Source organism: Lentisphaera araneosa HTCC2155 (assembly GCF_000170755.1).
Classification (GTDB): Bacteria; Verrucomicrobiota; Lentisphaeria; order Lentisphaerales; family Lentisphaeraceae; genus Lentisphaera; species Lentisphaera araneosa.
Genome location: NZ_ABCK01000004.1, coordinates 48296 through 62679, shown reverse-complemented (window position 1 = coordinate 62679; position 14384 = coordinate 48296). Strand labels below are relative to the sequence as shown.

The 14384-nt window shown below is 40.9% G+C and carries 10 protein-coding genes; 4 read left to right on the top strand and 6 right to left on the bottom strand.

Features of this window, described 5'->3' with window-relative positions; genetic code table 11:
* Positions 1–72: 72 nt before the first annotated feature.
* Entirely contained in the window at positions 73–1776 is a 1704-nt protein-coding gene (locus tag LNTAR_RS04705; RefSeq protein WP_007277491.1) for a protein adenylyltransferase SelO, read from the top strand.
* A gap of 65 nt (positions 1777–1841) precedes the next feature.
* Here LNTAR_RS04705 and LNTAR_RS04700 read toward each other — a convergent pair whose 3' ends face one another.
* The 4 genes from LNTAR_RS04700 to LNTAR_RS04685 all read right to left on the bottom strand — a co-directional run bounded on the left by LNTAR_RS04700 (position 1842) and on the right by LNTAR_RS04685 (position 7735).
* The gene (locus tag LNTAR_RS04700) at positions 1842–3230 is read right to left on the bottom strand and encodes a DUF1501 domain-containing protein (RefSeq protein WP_007277490.1); all 1389 of its coding nucleotides are present in this window, start codon (positions 3228–3230) and stop codon (positions 1842–1844) included.
* 2 nt (positions 3231–3232) lie between these two features.
* Positions 3233–5572, bottom strand: coding sequence for a PSD1 and planctomycete cytochrome C domain-containing protein (locus LNTAR_RS04695; protein WP_007277489.1), 2340 nt, complete (start codon positions 5570–5572; stop codon positions 3233–3235).
* A 79-nt stretch (positions 5573–5651) separates the two neighbouring features.
* Positions 5652–7217, bottom strand: coding sequence for a LamG-like jellyroll fold domain-containing protein (locus LNTAR_RS04690; RefSeq protein WP_007277488.1), 1566 nt, complete (start codon positions 7215–7217; stop codon positions 5652–5654).
* Entirely contained in the window at positions 7214–7735 is a 522-nt protein-coding gene (locus tag LNTAR_RS04685) for a sigma-70 family RNA polymerase sigma factor (RefSeq protein ID WP_007277487.1), read from the bottom strand. Before LNTAR_RS04685 ends, LNTAR_RS04690 begins: the two co-directional genes overlap by 4 nt.
* 443 nt (positions 7736–8178) lie before the next feature.
* On the opposite strand from LNTAR_RS04685, the gene LNTAR_RS04680 reads away from it, so the two are divergent.
* The 3 genes from LNTAR_RS04680 (at position 8179) to LNTAR_RS04670 (ending at position 10774) form a co-directional block, all read left to right on the top strand.
* Positions 8179–8484: an NAD(P)-dependent oxidoreductase gene (locus LNTAR_RS04680; protein ID WP_157473232.1), complete on the top strand. Its 306-nt coding sequence runs from the start codon at positions 8179–8181 to the stop codon at positions 8482–8484.
* A gap of 262 nt (positions 8485–8746) precedes the next feature.
* Positions 8747–9370, top strand: a complete 624-nt coding sequence (lexA, locus tag LNTAR_RS04675) for a transcriptional repressor LexA (protein ID WP_007277485.1) — start codon at positions 8747–8749, stop codon at positions 9368–9370.
* Between the two features lie 165 nt (positions 9371–9535).
* On the top strand, positions 9536–10774 hold the full coding sequence (locus tag LNTAR_RS04670; RefSeq protein ID WP_007277484.1) for a DEAD/DEAH box helicase: 1239 nt from the start codon (positions 9536–9538) through the stop codon (positions 10772–10774).
* 213 nt (positions 10775–10987) lie between these two features.
* On the opposite strand, the gene LNTAR_RS04665 is transcribed toward LNTAR_RS04670, so the two are convergent.
* Complete coding sequence (locus tag LNTAR_RS04665) at positions 10988–12595, bottom strand: sulfatase family protein (RefSeq protein WP_007277483.1); 1608 nt, start codon at positions 12593–12595, stop codon at positions 10988–10990.
* Between the two features lie 178 nt (positions 12596–12773).
* Entirely contained in the window at positions 12774–14267 is a 1494-nt protein-coding gene (locus tag LNTAR_RS04660) for a sulfatase family protein (RefSeq protein ID WP_007277482.1), read from the bottom strand.
* Positions 14268–14384 lie beyond the last annotated feature (117 nt).

Below are 14384 nucleotides of genomic sequence, written 5' to 3'. Positions count from 1 at the left end.
TAAACTTCCTCAAGAAAATTTAGCAAATCCATACTTCCACGAAGTTTCATAACAATCATAGGTTTCACGAGAATGACAGACCCATTAACATCGTCTAGCAAAGAAAATATCACATCCTTCGACGACTTTATTCGTTTAGCAGACTACTCCCTCATGGATAAGTTAAATGCCGATCCTGATGCCAAGCCAAATGGCGAAAACCACCATGCTCGTGAAGTCTTTTCAGGACACTATGTACCGGTCACTCCTACCCCACTCCCAAACCCCGAATATATAAGTCATAGTTCTACTTTGTTTGAAGAACTCGGACTCAGTAATGACATGGCCCACAATAAAGAGTTCTGTCAAATGTTTTCTGGTGATCTATCTGTAGCTCGTGAACCTATGCGTCCATATGGCTGGGCAACGGGCTATGCCCTTTCGATCTATGGCAGAGAATACACACATCAATGCCCCTTTCGTACTGGCAATGGCTATGGCGATGGGCGAGCCATCTCAATCATTGAGTTAGTTTCTAAGGGCAAGCGCTGGGAAATGCAGTTAAAAGGCAGTGGAACGACACCTTATTGCCGTGGTGGTGATGGTCGTGCGGTCTTGCGTTCAAGTGTACGCGAGTTCCTCGCCCAAGAATACATGCATGCACTAGGCATTCCCACATCCCGTTCTTTAAGCCTCTATGTATCGAAATCAGAAACGGTTAGTCGTCCTTGGTATTCCGAGGATTCTGGTTCCATCAACCCCGATATACATGTGGATAATCCAGTAGCGATTTCTACTCGTGTGGCACCCTCTTTTCTACGCGTTGGTCAAGTGGAACTCTTTGCCCGTCGTGCTCGAAGCCATGCCCATCCCGAGGTCCTCGAAGAGTTACGCATGATTGTCACTCATTTGATTGACAGAGAATATAAGCAAGAAATCGATCAATCAGACCCCTTTGCAGATCAAGTTCTTGAATTAGCCAAACTCTTTAGCCTTCGTCTCAGCTCCTTAGTGGCCCATTGGCTCCGCATTGGTTTTTGCCAGGGCAATTTCAATAGTGATAATTGCCCCGCTGGTGGCTACACACTCGACTATGGTCCCTTTGGTTTTTGTGAAGTTTTTGATCCCGAATTCCAGCCTTGGACTGGTGGTGGTAATCACTTTGAATTCTTCAACCAACACGCCGCTGCAGAAAAGAATTTCCACATGTTTTACACGGCTCTTTGTACCCTTCTTGGCGATGATCCCCAAGCACTCGAGAAACTCGAACAAGTCCGTGCCGACTTCTCGGAACTCATTAAAAATGAGATCAAGAAGATGTGGGAAGCCAAACTCGGCCTTAAGACCTTCAATGCTGAATTGTTTAGCCAGTTAATGGCACTGATGATGAATACTAAAGTCGATTACACAATCTTTTTCAGAGAACTCTCCCATATCCCCGAGGACGTTTCTGCCTTAGAAAAAAGCTTCTATATTCCCGCGTCTAAAGATCTTCTTGAGCAATGGCAGACTTGGCTCAAAACTTGGCGTGAACTTGTTTCTGAGAATGGTGACCTAAGTGAAATCTCCGAACAAATGAAAGGAGTGAACCCCAAGTACGCTTGGCGTGAATGGTTAGTCGTGCCAGCCTACGAACAAGCGGCGAAAGGGGATTACTCCTTAGTTAAAGAGCTTCAAGAAGTCTTGCTCAAGCCTTATGAAGAGCAATCTAAAGAAATTGAAGAGAAGTACTACCGCCTCAAACCGAAAGAATTCTTCAATACCGGTGGAGTCTCGCACTACAGCTGCTCATCGTAAAAGACCGGTGAACAACCCTGTCTATTTAGAAAGTGCGGGGAATTAAACTCCCCCCTTAATCATAGCTACGCAAGAACTTTCTTAATCAGGTGAGCTTCTTCCACACCTGTGAGGCGATTATCGAGACCTTGGAAACGTACCGTGAGCTTTTTGTGGTTGATACCGAGTAGATGAAGCATTGTGGCATGCATATCGCGAATATGATGAGCATCCTCAACTGGCTTGTAACCGAGTTCATCTGTTTCACCAACAGAAACCCCGCCTTTAATCCCGCCACCACACATAAAGTATGACATTGATTTCATGTGGTGATCACGACCAGCATGACCCGTCTTTTTTGTCGTTTGCGACATGGGCGTACGCCCAAATTCTCCCGCAAAGACAATGAGTGTATCTTTCAACATATCTCTCTGTTTGAGGTCTTTAATTAATGCGGCTGTACCCTGATCCACTGCTTCTGCACAAATTGGCATATACTTGCGAATGCCATCATGATGATCCCAACCACGGTGGTAGAGCTGTATAAAACGAACCCCACGTTCGGCGAGCTTGCGAGCCATGAGGCAATTCGAAGCGAAGGAACCATCACCTGGCTTGCAACCGTAAATATCGGCAATTTGAGCAGGCTCTTTACTCATGTCCATGAGATCGGGAATACTACTTTGCATTCTATGAGCCATTTCGTATTGTTGGATTCGAGTGGAGATTTCGTCGTCATCCATGTGACTTGAAGAAAAACGATTGAGTTTATTAATCGTTTTAATCAATTGTCCCTGACGCACGCGATCGACTCCATTGGGATTCTTAACGTAATAAACCGTATCTCCTTTTGAGTTGAACTTCACCCCCTGAAAAACGCTATCGAGGAAGCCATTGTTCCACAGACGAGCATAGAGGGGTTGTGGGTTACGTCCTTTGACTGATTCAAGAACGACAAAACCTGGAAGATCTTTGGACCCACTTCCTAAAGCATAATTAACCCAAGCGCCCATGCTCGGACGACCATTGAGAAAAGTCCCCGCATTGAGCATACTAATGGCAGGATCGTGATTGATTTGTTCTGTATACGCTGATTTTACAATGGCTAATTCATCGGCAACAGAACCCAAATGAGGAAAGAGCTCAGAGATTTCTAGGCCCGATTGGCCGTGCTTATTGAATTTGAACTGAGGTCCATAGCAGAGGATTTCTTTCTGCGCCTGAAGCTGAGCTAATTGCTGCCCTTTTAAGTACTCCATAGGCATTTTTTTGCCATCATATTTTTTGAGAACGGGTTTATTATCAAAACTTTCAAATTGAGACATGCCACCGGACATCGTCAGGAAAATTACTCTTTTGGCTTTCGCACTCTTCAGTAAAAATTCTGGATTAGGAGTTCCTGCTGCAGTCAAAGGTGAACTCATCATCGTGGCTCCAGCAAAGCCGGTATATTTTAAAAACTGTCTTCTATCCATGATTATCTCCTTACAATAAATTCGTGCATATTTAAAACTCCGCGAGCTACTTGAGTCCAAGCAGCCAATTCCGCCGCATTTAAATGAGGCGCTACTTTTTTGTTGCCTACATTTAAAAGACTCTTAGCTTGTTCAGGGCTCGATTGATAAAACTTCAGCTGTTGCTCATAGAAGCTGACTAAAGTGGCGATTTCCTCTGCATCAGCCTCACGACTCAAGGCATTAAGGTAAAGCCACGTGATTTTTTCTTTTGAACTCTTGCCACCTTCTTTAATTAATCGTTGAGCTAATATTTTTGCGGCTTCCACAAAAGTAGGATCATTGAGGAGTGTTAAAGCTTGAAGTGGCGTGTTTGAAGGAGTTCTCGAACACTGGGCAATCTCACGACTAGGCGTATCAAAATTTAAGAGAAAAGGATGAAGAAAGGTTCTCTGAAAATGCATGTAAACGGCTTTTCTATACTGCTCTTCCCCTTTTTCAGCTTTGTACCTAAAAGGATTGTGATTCATAGAGGAATAATAACCTTGGGGTTGGTATGGCATAATGTTACGCCCCCCTATTTTCGTATTCAATAAACCACTGATTTGTAAGCTAGAATCACGAATAAACTCTGCATCCAATCGCAAGATAGACTGTCGCGCTAAGTAGCGATTATAGGGGTCTTGCTCTTTCATTTGTTCAGAACTTTTGGTACTTAAGCTATAAGTCTCACTCATGACAATTGCTTTAATCACTTTCTTAATATCCCAATCTTTGGCAAAGTGACTCGCTAAGTAATCTAATAATTCGGGGTTATCTGGGAATTCGCCCTGCGAGCCCAAGTCATGGGTATTGCCAGAAATACCTCGGCCAAAGTAAAGTTCCCAAATGCGATTCACAAAAGCTCGTGCTGCCATGGGGTTCGCATCAGAACAGAGCCAATTTGCTAAATCCAAACGATTCGCACGGCCTTCCTTATCAATCTGCTTTAAGAAGTGTGGTACGGCGGGCTGAACAACCTCACCTGAAGTATCCATCCAATTACCTCTTGGAAAGACACGTGTGACACGAGGCTTCTGTCTTTCGGTAATAACACAAACAGTCCCCTTAGCTTTAAGTTCTTTTACTAGCTTTTCCTGTTTCTTATATTCTGGCGACTTCTTTTTGAACTTTTTAAGCTGAGCTAAAGCTTTCTTGTAATTACCCTCATCCTCACCATTAAAAAGTATGATTTCGGGTTTAAACTTATTGTTATTCCCTCCCGAATAGACACCCTCTTGCTTAATATCAGCGAAAAAGGCTGACATGGTATAAAAATCTTTAGCCGTAAAAGGATCGTATTTATGGTTATGGCATTCCGCACATTCTAAAGTTGAGCCCAACCAAACAGCGGATAAATTACTGACGCGATCTGCTGCGTACTTCGCAAGATATTCACCTGCTTGTGCACCTCCTTCTTTTGTGACTTTATTGAGGCGATTATAAGCTGAGGCAATTAATTGATCTTGACTGGGATTGGGCAGTAAATCACCTGCTAATTGTTCACGAGTAAATTGATCGTAAGGCATATTATCGTTTAAAGCTTTGATCACATAGTCGCGATAGGGTGCGGATTTAAGTTCTTGGTCACCATGAAAACCCACTGAATTCGAGTAGCGCACTAAATCAAACCAGTGAACAGCTAAACGTTCACCATAAGCTGATGAGGCTAAAAAACTCTCAACTAATTTTCCCCATGCATTAGCTGATTGATCATTTTCAAAAGCTTTTAATTCTGCAACAGTCGGAAGCATCCCACGCAAATCGAGACTCAAACGACGGATAAGGACGTTTTTCTCATCCATTTCATTGCGCTTGGCAAAACCTTTTTCATGGATCTTTTTGACAACTAATTTATCTATATGAGATGGCTCAATTTCGCCTTCTGTCTTTTCCACAGCTTCATAGGCCCAATGATCTTGATATTCTGCGCCCTGCTCAATCCATTTTTTCACCAATGCTTTGTCACGATCAGTTAAAGTATGATGAAAGTCTGCAGGAGGCATAACTTCATCTTCATCATCTGAAATGATCCGCTCCCAAACCATAGATTCGTCAGGTTTACCCGGAATGATTGCGGGGTACGCAGATTTCTTCTTTCCTGAGCGTGAGGTATAATGCCGTTCTTGAGTAGCGGCTTCAAAACTGTGCAACTGTAAATGGGCTTTAGCTTCATGTTCGTCTGGCCCATGACAATTGAAGCAAGTACTCGAAAAGATGGGACGGATGTGTTCATTAAAGGAAACTTTTTCAGGCAGTTTGTCGCCAGCGAAAATCGCCGTCGAAGACAGCACGGCAATAACAAGTGTATTTTTCTTAAGCATTAAGGGCTCCGTAATTATTCTTTACCCTATCTCCCCAAACTTGAAGTTTTTTCCCAGTGAAAAACATTATTTTTTGAAACTATTTCACCTGAGCTTCAAAATGCCCCTTAATTTGATCAGCTTCCAAGGGGTAGTTGTAAATAGCCAGTTCATCCAATTGCCCAATATAATATCTCATACTTCTTTCAGAGTCGATTCGCCCAAAACATAGTTGGTAAGCTTGATTATCTGAACCCAAGCTTGTTTTAACCGTATTAGCTAATTCACCGTTTATATAAATTGAAAGGTTTTGAGAGTCTTTCACAAAAACATAATGACTCCACTGCCGAGTCATAAAAGCTTGATTAGAAAAACAATTCACCCCGGAACCATTATTAGCTGGGAAGCGGCTGGACATTCGAACATTAAAAGGTGAGTGTTTCAAGCCGTCTTTTTCACCCGTCAGAGAGGTGTAAAGTAAATGCCAGGTAGGTTGATCAGGGAGAACAAAAGATAATAATGACATTTGACTTCTGTACTCATCTGGGTTAAGCCAAAATTCAACCGTATAGCCATTTGCATTGATGCCATGAATGGGAGAATTTACCTGGAAGTAATGATCAGAACCCTCTTTAAAACTCAAGACGCCATTTTCTGGAGCCAGACTATTTTCAAAACTTAGGGGAAATAATTCACTAGCTTCGTTCACATGCTCTCTTCCTTCTTCAAAACGCCAGTAAGCTACAGGTTGATCATTTTTTACCTCTTCCACATATTTATCTAAAATCCCAATAGTGGGGTTTTCTCCAGTATTAATTCGCACAAAACTTGAAGTTTTTGACTGATCTTTTATCAAACTCAAATCATCATTTATCACGACACCTTCGTTTGCACTAAGTCGCGCATTTTTAAAAGTGTTGCCATCTTCGCCAATGAGGGATGTTTCAACTTCTCCCTCAAAAACAAAAACTTGGGTTTCGCCATTTTTATCCACTTTCATTGAGAATTCAGTTCCTAAATCAACAACTGATGCTCGCGGAGAATCAACTGTAAAGCCCTGAGCAGCTTGCGGAATCCTGGCAGCTAAATCACCATAGTCAATCTTTGCATAGCTCAATGACCTAAGCTCATAACTTACGGGTGCCTCAAGTTTGATTTCTGCACCATTCTCATATTTTATAAGTACTGAACCTTCAGTCAAAACAAGTTTCTCAGCAAATAAGTCATCGCCAATTAAGTACGGCTCGCTCTGCCAATTCACATTAGAACTCATTTCAATAATTCGTGCCAAAACAATTTCTTCAGTTTTTACTGTTTGTGGAATGCTTTTAGCTACTTCTCTTTTATCCACTTCTGGTGATGATTCAGTAAAGGTAATGACTAAAGCTATGAGCAAACTGGCTGCAATAGCCTGAAAAACATGCAACTGAAAGCGTGTGGCTCTGAATTTTTCCGGCATTTCTTCTGGCTGAGGTAAGTCCTTAAATGGAGCTTCAAATTCAGATGTTTCCTGAAGGGCGATATCCATATCCACCATGCGACGATAAATCTTCCTAGCTTCTTCGCTTTCCTGAAGGAGTTTATCCAGTTGCTCGCCCTCTTCTCTTGTGATCTTATCATCCAGAAGGGCTGAAACTAGATGTTTAACTTTTGTTTCGAAATTCATTTTAAGCCCTCTGTTTCAAGATGCTTATCAATACAGGCATAAAGTTTAAAACGGATTCTTTCTAAAGCTCGGTAAATCTTCTTACCCGTTTCTCCAAAGTACTGATTTATTTTGACCACAGTCATTTTTTGCGAATAGCGCATTTTGACGAGCTTTTTTTCTTTGTCATCTAGTTTAGCCACACAGCCACTCAAAAAGCGTTCGTGATCTTTTTTGATATCTTGATCTTTCTGACATTCTTCTGACAAGAGCTTAAGAGTTTCTTCGGATAAAATCTGTCGTTTTTTTGCCTTTTCTCTAAATTTCATCACTTCAAAATAGGCAAAACGAAAGGCCCAATTGAGAAAAGGCTGAGATTTGTCATAGCTATCAAACTTTCGCCATAGAGCTAATGAGGTTTCTTGAAAAATATCTTCCGTATCCCCCGTATTATGGCAGAGTGAATAGATATACCGCCTCAAGTCGGGCTGTACCTGGCCGAGCAGTATAACAAATCTCTCTTGACTATCATTATCCATAAACACCTGCGCCTTTTTCAATTTCAGCCTATTTAACTACCCCATTGCCATTTTTCAAAAAAAAAAAATCAATGAGCCCTAATTAAATAGGCTTTTACACTACTTCCCCAATCCCCCAGCTTTTTCCCATCCTTATTTAGAAATAATCTGATTTTTTTTTAAAAAGGACAGAATTATATACTTCTCACAACAGTTTTTAATTCTTAATGACTTCGGCAAAGTTTCGTCTTGATTCATCAAACTTTTATTTATTATTTACATAAATCAGAAATTCATTGTCACATCTTCTTTGTTTCAGCGGTATTCCCTTACAAATATCAAGGAGATTATTAAGTTGAAAATTAACATTTGCGACAATAAAACAATGGCTGAAAAAGCCTGTTCTGATTTATTTATACAATAATTGAGCAAGAAAGCTGACTCGAATCTTGGCTTAGCTATTGGTGGCACACCCGTTATCGTCTACAATTGCTTGGTTTAAGCTTATCGCTATCACAAAAATGACGATGGACCTCCTCGCTCCATTCAACTTAAATAAAGTGGCTGTTTCTCGCTCACTCAGCGAAACGGGCTGCGCAAAGTACGATGTGAGTAAAGTGACTATGGAAGAAGCTTTTGAGAACGCCTGTATTATTTCTAATCACCTTCACGATCATGAAGATAACAAAGGTGTGATCAATTACGACTTGCTCGTCAAAATGCGCTATGGTGTCACTATATTTAATGAAAACAACATTATTCAAATATGATTTAGGATTTTTAAATGTCAATTTTGGTTAGCGCTTATGGGGCTCCGCACCCTTCCCGGCAAGGTGTAGCGCTGCCACACAGGCTGTTCCAAAATGCTTAACAAGCGGGTGAAAAGATTAAAACATAAAATATTTCCTTACACTAGATAAAGCAGTAGCTAATAAAAATAAGTCTTTCTTTATAAAAACAGCTATTTTATACTTGTAATTTAGTTTTTTAGTCAATAACTTATTTTAACTAACTAATATAAGGTACTTTACTATGAAAGGCTTAACTGATCGTCAACAAGAAACACTCGACTTCATCGAAGACTTCACTGCTCGCGAAGGCATGGCACCGACAATATATGAAATTGCTGAACGCTTCAATATTAAATCCGCAACGAGTTTTGCTCACGTGCGTGCACTGCAAAGAAAGGGTTATTTAACTCGTAGTAGTAAAGCACGAAGCATGACCGTGACTAATACAACTACTCGTCCGCGCAACTTATCTTTTATGCTGAGCATTCCCATGCTCGGTCGCATTTCTGCAGGCATGCCACTTATGGCAGAAGAGAATGTGGAAAGAGAAATCCAAATTGACCCCGCCTCCTTCCAGGGCTTACGTGCAGATGGTCGCCTTTTTGCTCTCTTGGTCAATGGCGAGAGTATGCGCGATGCGGGCATTCTCGATGGTGACTCAATTATTGTCAAACAGCAGGACAATGCCAATGCAGGTGACATAGTGGTTGCTATGGTTCATGGTGATACCACTGTAAAGCAACTCTTTTTCACCAATGGTAAAATTGAATTACGTCCTTGCAACGATGAGTTCCAAACGCAGTTCTATGAGCCTGCAGAAGTTTATATCCAAGGTAAAGTTGTGGCGCTACAACGCACGCTATAAGCTTTATTGATTGTCATTTTAAAAGGGACTCAAACCGAGTCCCTTTTTTTGTTCCCTAGCCTCGTTAATTTAAAAACTAGAGGAAACTATGATTGAAACAATTTTGTAAAACATTTAAAAAGTATTATTAATCTCTCTAATTTAATAATAGATAAAGAGTTTTACATGTCCTTCGAGCAACTGAATTTCCCTGACTACCTAAGCCGAGCAGTCGACAATCTTAATTTTAGTGAAGCTACTGATATACAGGCGAAAGCCATACCTCTCATTCAAGAAGGCAAGGATCTTTTAGCTGAATCTCAAACAGGTACAGGCAAAACATTGGCCTTCTCTTTTCCTTTAATCGAACGCATCAATACGCTTCCTCCCAAAAAGAAAAAGATCTCCATTTTAGGTTTAGTTTTAGTTCCGACGCGTGAACTAGCACTTCAAGTGGAAAAAGCTTTCACGAACTATGCTGAATTTTCTCTGCGTCCCATTAAAACTGCCACGCTGATTGGTGGTGAGAATATTGATGGTCAAATCCGCAAGTTGCGCATGGGCTTAGATGTTCTCATTGCGACTCCAGGTCGCATTATTGAATTGATTAACTTAGGCGAAGTTAGACTCGTTGAACTCGAGATGCTCATTCTCGATGAAGCCGATAAAATGCTTGACTTGGGCTTTGCAGATGAATTAAAAGAACTCTTAGAGGCCCTACCGAAAAAGCGTCAAAACTTACTTTTTTCTGCAACACTACCGCAAAAGGTTCAGCAGCTCGCCGAAGAATTTCTTAACGCAGCTGTAGAACTTCGCATAAGTCGAGATCAGATCACTGGTGATAATATTGAACAACGCGTCATTGAAGTGGATGCCAATTTACGTCGTCAAGTTTTACAGAAACTCTTTAAAGATGAGCAATGGAAACACACCATCATTTTTGTTTCGAGTAAACGCTCGGCTTTTAACTTGGCCAACAAACTCAAAAAAGCGGGTATCCAAGCGCAAGACTTTCATGGTGACCTCACTCAGGATGAGCGCATCAAAGTCTTGAAACGTTTTCAAAACAAGGACTTCCCTATTCTCATTGCCACTGATATTGCTGCTAGAGGTATTGATATCAGCAAATTGAGCCACGTGATTAATTACGATTTGCCGCGTTCACCCATGGATTATGTTCACCGTATTGGTCGTACGGGACGCGCTGGGCAAAAAGGCGTGGCGATTTCATTTATTAATCCAGCAACTGAAGATCACTTTAAAACTATCCAGAAGCAAGCTGGAATTAAATTAGAGAAAGAACGCATTGAAGGATTTGATCAAATCACTCCTGTTGAAGTGAAGCAAGCTAAAGGTCCTATTAAGGGTAAACGCAAAAGCAAAAAAGATAAACTCAGAGAGAAGAAAGATAAGTCCTCATCATGAAAAAATGCCGACATATAAGTCGGCATTGAGATCTTTTATTTTTTCATAATCACCACATAACAAGATGCACGATGCGACTCATACGAGAAGGACGCTGTCCCTCTCAAGCTCTCCCTGCAAGATACTGCCGTATGGGCTAATACTTTTTGTCCGCCTGTCTGGCAAGACCCTTGACCAGGCGACTAGGGGCTTTGCCTCACATCATTAACATTATTACTTTCTCTTTTTTTTGGGCTTTTGAGGCACTTCGACAACTTCATACTTGTCTCTTAAATTTTGAAGTTCTTTTTTAAGCTTTGCGATTTCCGCAGCGTACTCAGGGTTACTGTACTGACTTTGCATTTCATCAGGGTCATTTTTTAGGTCAAAAAACTCCCATTCCTCACCATTTGGGACGTCGATTCCATAAAAACGGATGAGTTTAAAACGTTTGCCAGTCACACCTTCATGACGACGAACACTATGTGATCCGTGCGGGTATTCATAATAATGATAATAGAGGTGCTTTCTCCAGTTTGCAGGATTTTCTCCCTTGAGTAAAGGAACTAGACTTTCGCCCTGCATATCTTTTGGAGCTTCAACCCCCGCCATATCTAAGAAAGTCTCGGCATAATCAATGTTCTGTACGAGGTCTGAGTTACGTGAACCAGGCTTGGTTTGTCCAGGCCATTTTGCTATGAGTGGTGTACTAAAGGATTCTTCATACATAAAGCGTTTATCAAACCAACCATGCTCGCCTAAGTAAAAACCCTGGTCAGAACCGTAGATTACAATCGTATTTTCTTCGAGCCCCGCTTTTTCTAGGTAATCCATGACTTCACCCACACAATCATCGATACTTTTCGCGGTTCTGAGGTAATCCTTCACATAACGCTGATAAGCCCAACGAATCCATTCATCTGAACCCTTTTCAATATTTTGTGCGTAGAACTTATCATTACGAGGATCATAAGAGGCATCCCAGATTTTTCTTTGCTCATCATTCATGCGGTAATAGGCACCATGCTCACCACGTGGTTTGCCTTTCATTTTTGAAAATTTCTCAGTCCACTCTTTCTTTTCGGCTTCATTGCGAATTTTTAAATCTCCAGCATGCCTCATGGTTATCTTGAGTGACATATCCTGCTTATTAGCCGCTGTACCACGGCCTTTGTAGTCATCAAATAAATTACTCGGTTGTGGCAGAGTCACATCATCATAAAGTCCCACATGACGTGGAGCTCCCATCCAAGTACGGTGTGTACCTTTGTGATGAACCATGAGCATAAAGGGCTTTTCTTTATCACGCTTATTCTTTAGCCAATCAATAGATTTTTCTGTGACAATATCCGCCACATACCCAGTGTAACTGGTCTTGCCATTCTCAGTAATGAAATCTGGATTATAATAGCTCCCCTGCCCGGGCAAGACTTCCCAATAATCAAAGCCCTGCATTTTTCCTGCTAAGTGAATTTTGCCGATCATTGCCGTTTGATAACCATTCTTCTGAAGGATCTTTTGAAACTGTTGTTGATCGTGATTAAAGGGGCCCATATTATCAACTTTGCCATTGATATGGCTGTGCTTGCCCGTGAGCAAAGTAGCTCGTGATGGAGCGCAAATTGAATTCGCCACATAGCTTCGTTCAAAAAGCATACCTTCTTTTGCCAAACGATCTAGATTAGGCGTGGGATTGACTGATTTTAAAATACTTCCATAAGCACCAATAGCTTTTTGGGTGTGATCGTCCGAAAAGATCCAAACAATATTAGGACTTGAGTTTTCAGCCCAAAGTGGGCTGAAAATAAATAAAAAGATTAAGGCATTTAAAAGTTTCGACATTCAGGACTCCTTTATAGTTGATTATTAGTGTTCCAAAGAACTACGCTATGAAAGCCTAAAAGTTACATGAGCAAAGCAGCTAAGTAAATAAATTAAGGTAATAGAACTTAAAAAGTTTGCGAAAATGATCTAAGAAGAAACTCTTGTGCCGAGAATTATCTCGACACTAAGTGTTTTATTATTTCTTCTTCTTTTTACGACTGCCCAAGTTTTGCGGGACGTCGACAACTTCATACTTATCTCTTAAGTTTTGAAGCTCATTTTTAAGCTTTGCTATTTCCACAGCGTACTCGGGGTTATTGTACTGACTCGTCATTTCTTTAGGATCATTCTTAAGATCAAAAAATTCCCATTCTTCACCATTAGGAACATCTTTACCGTAGAAACGAATGAGTTTAAAACGCTTGCCTGAAACACCTTCATGACGACGAACACTATGGGCACCTGGGTATTCATAATAGTGGTAATAGAGATGCTTTCTCCAATCTTCAGGTGTTTTACCTTTAAATAAAGGAACTAAACTTTCTCCCTGCATATCGTCCGGAGCTTCAACACCCGCAATATCTAAAAAGGTTTCTGCAAAGTCAATGTTTTGGACCAAGTCTGAATTACGCGTTCCAGCTTGAGTGACTCCTGGCCAATTCACCAATAAGGGTGTTCGAAAACTCTCTTCATACATGAGACGTTTATCAAACCAACCATGTTCACCTAAGTAAAATCCTTGATCCGATGAGTACATCACTATCGTATTTTTATCGAGACCCCTTGCTTTTAAGTGATCTAGAATGAAACCAATATTTTCATCAACTCCTGCAATGCAAGCCAAATAATCGCGCATGTACCATTGATATTTTAAACGGATAAGACCTTTTTTATCATTGGGATCGAGTTTAGCGAGTTCTACTTGACGTTCGGGTTGCTCAGCTTTCACGTCTTGCTTCATGCGCATAGTAATATCTATACTCATATCTTGTTCGTTGGCCGCAGCACCGCGTCCCTTGTAGTCATCAAACAAAGTATCTGGTTCGGGGAAAGTCATGTGTTTGAATTTTTCTTTCCAGCGAGTGGTGGGTTGCCACGCTCTATGAGGTGCTTTATAGTGAACCATGAGCATAAAGGGTTTGTCTGCCGAGCGATCATTTTTTAACCAGCTTAAAGCCCGTTTTGTAATTACATCAGTCGAATGTTCATCTTTATAAATAGTTTTTCCCTCTTCGGTAACAAAAGAAGGATTCCAATATTCCCCTTGACCAGGCAATACTTCCCAATAATCAAAGCCCTGCATATTACCACTAAGGTGAATTTTACCGATCATTGCTGTTTCGTAACCGCTCTTTTGTAAGATTTTCTGAAACTGCTGTTGATCGTGGTTAAAAGGGCCACGGTTATCAATTTTCCCATTGAGGTGACTATGCTTACCTGTGAGTAACGTAGCTCGGCTAGGGGCACAGATTGAATTCCCTACATAAGCACGGTCGAATACTAAACCTTCTTTGGCAATGCTATCGAGGTTCGGGGTTAAATTAATGTTTTCAAAACGCCCTCCGTAAGCTCCAATAGCTTGAAAGGCATGATCATCTGAAAAAAGCCATAAGATATTAGGCTTAGCACTTTGAGCAAAAATAGGACTTACTAAAAGCCCTAGTATTAAAGTGTAGATTAATTTTGTCATTGAGTTCTCCGTAGAATTTAATTGTAGTTAATATGAACTACTGCGCCAAAATGATAAAATTACTCTTTTATACAATTTTTAAGAAAAAATAAATTCTAAGTGGCAGAATTTCTGATA